The following is a 1,586-nucleotide window of genomic DNA, read 5'->3' as shown; positions in this document are numbered from 1 at the left end:
CTGGGCGAAATGCGCCTGGTAAGCAGAGTTTTTGAAATGTAAGGCCTTTGAATAAGACAAAAGGCTGCCTCATCGCTAACTTTGCAACAGTGCCTTCTGAAACGAAATTACAGATTACGGTTAAAATATAAAAAAAAGCCACCAATCCTGCCGGATACGGTGGCTTAAATACAGAATTAATTAATTTATTTCAGTATGTTATCACACATCAGCTGAAGTGTATTGATAAACCTTGCTGCATGAAAACCATCACAGACTGCATGATGAACCTGTACAGAAACAGGTAATAGTACGCGGTCACCTTCCTGCTGAAACTTTGCCATTGTAAAAACCGGGGAAAAATAATCATCATTTCCGGTGATATTCAGATTAAATCCGTCAAAACTCACCCAGGGTAACGATGATATATTCAGGTGATTCTCCGGTAAATTTCCCTGCGGAAACAACCTGGTATCATGCTGATATTCTGCTGTTACCGCGTTATAACCCGCCATAAACTCACTGAGATCCGGAAAATAACGGCAGGACAGTGCGGAGAATGTTTCGGTTTCTTTATGAAAGACAGTAAAGACCGGGTCTGACTGTTCCCAGTAAATCAGTTCATTATCTTTCATTGCCATCCGGAACTCCGGAAACTGATTAACAGCCCGGGAGATCAGGTAAATCATCAGCGGATAAAACTTATAACCGGTTTTCGCCAGTGCAGTACGCAAAGCGGTAATATCGAGTTTGGTGGTCAGGCTGAATCCGCATTTAATCTGCTGACGATAAAGGGCAAAATGTTCCCTGCGATTCCAGGTATTCAGGTCAATCCGGGTAAAATTCATGGTTATTCCTTCTGATTAATAGTGAAAAATATTAATAATCAGAAGGCAGTCTGGTTGTCTCAATGGGTAACATTCCGTCCTCCGTAAGCTGTCTGGTATTCAGTAATAATACCCGATACGGGCTTAATCTGTATTAAGCCCGGTTTTATTTATTCCGGCCACTCATCCGCAAATACATAGCGGATCAGTTCTGCGGATTCACGGGGCGGTGCTCTCAGCACATCCGCCATTAAATCAATTTCCATCTGACAGGTTTGCAGCTTGTCTTCCGCCAGCACATACGGATCATCCGTCAGGAAACTATCGCCGTATTTATCCACCGACCCCTGTATTTGTGCCGAAAATAATGACTGAATTTCATCAGCGGAATAATGCGCAACCGGAGCCCCTTCACCGGCTGAATTCACCAGATCCAGCAACGCTCTGTTACCGATAATAAAGTCACGGTACCCGGCGGAAGCCTTTTTCATATCCGGCGGGCCAGACACTTCCGGATGCAGCACACGAAAGCAGAAGTCACCGGAGGTATCCTGCGCCAGTGCTTTCTGCAAAAATTCCAGCCGCATTTTCCCGTAATTAATCACCGCGTCATCCCCCGCGAGATAAAGCAGTTTTTTAATATTTTCGGTGGCCCACTGTTGCAGGCGCATATAGTACTCTAAACAGGGCACTGTTGCAAATAGTCGGTGGTGATAAACTTATCATCCCCTTTTGCTGATGGAGCTGCACATGAACCCATTCAAAGGCCGGCATTTTCAG

2 protein-coding genes are annotated in these 1,586 nt (G+C 44.8%); both read right to left on the bottom strand.

What is annotated here, in order from left to right; translation table 11 throughout:
- Window positions 1-185: 185 nt before the first annotated feature.
- On the bottom strand, window positions 186-827 hold the full coding sequence (locus tag ACOTWU_RS25235; protein ID WP_001011939.1) for a type A-2 chloramphenicol O-acetyltransferase CatII: 642 nt from the start codon (window positions 825-827) through the stop codon (window positions 186-188).
- A gap of 149 nt (window positions 828-976) precedes the next feature.
- A complete protein-coding gene (locus ACOTWU_RS25230; RefSeq protein ID WP_001239317.1) occupies window positions 977-1,477 on the bottom strand; it encodes a hypothetical protein in 501 nt (166 codons plus the stop codon).
- Window positions 1,478-1,586 lie beyond the last annotated feature (109 nt).

The sequence above is a fragment of the Enterobacter cloacae complex sp. GYL001 genome (genome assembly GCF_049237125.1).
In the GTDB taxonomy this organism is placed as follows: domain Bacteria; phylum Pseudomonadota; class Gammaproteobacteria; order Enterobacterales; family Enterobacteriaceae; genus Enterobacter; species Enterobacter hormaechei_C.
Note: the sequence above shows the minus strand (reverse complement) of the source record. Positions and strands in the feature narration are given on the sequence as shown.